We start from the raw sequence: 698 nt of genomic DNA on the forward strand, positions 1-698 counted from the left end.
GGCGGCGGGCTTCTCGGGATCTTCACCCTGCATGACCTGCGCCGCGTGGTTGCCGACGGCGGCTCGCTGGAGGCCCGGGTTGACGGGGTGATGAGCGCCGATCCCCGGACCCTCCCGGCGGATGCGCTGGCGTTCGAGGCGGTGATCCTCATGGCCCAGCACCATATCCGGCACATCCCGGTGATGGACGGTGAGCGCATCGTCGGAGTGGTCTCCGAGCGGGACCTGTTCGCGCGCCAGCGGGTGAACGTCGTGCAGGTCATGCGCGCGCTCAACAACGCCGTGGACGTCGCGGGCATCGTCGCGGTCCGCGCCGACATCCCGCCGCTGATCGATGCCCTGCTCGGGCACGGTGCCGGGGTGGACCAGATCACCCGGGTACTGACCCTGCTCAACGACCGTACCGTGGCACGGGTCATCGAGCTGTGCGTGGGCGCTCACGGCGAGCCCGCCGCACCGTTCACCTGGATGGCCTTCGGCAGCGAGGGCCGCGGCGAGCAGACCCTGCACACCGACCAGGACAACGGCATGCTCTTCGATCCCGGCGCCCGTCCGGCGGACGAGGTCCGCGAGGCGCTGCTGCCGCTCGCCCGGGAGATCAACGAGGCCCTGGACCGTTGCGGTTTCGACCTGTGCAAGGGCAACATCATGGCCAGCAACCCGGAGCTGTGCCTGAGTCTGCAGGAGTGGCGGCGGCT

1 protein-coding gene is annotated in these 698 nt (G+C 70.2%); it reads left to right on the forward strand.

Features of this window, described 5'->3' with window-relative positions; all coding sequences use genetic code 11:
• Positions 1-698 (forward strand): DUF294 nucleotidyltransferase-like domain-containing protein (locus G7A99_RS23070; protein ID WP_163144383.1); only part of this gene is annotated, 698 nt, incomplete at both ends.

The sequence above is a fragment of the Arhodomonas sp. KWT genome, from assembly GCF_010993615.1.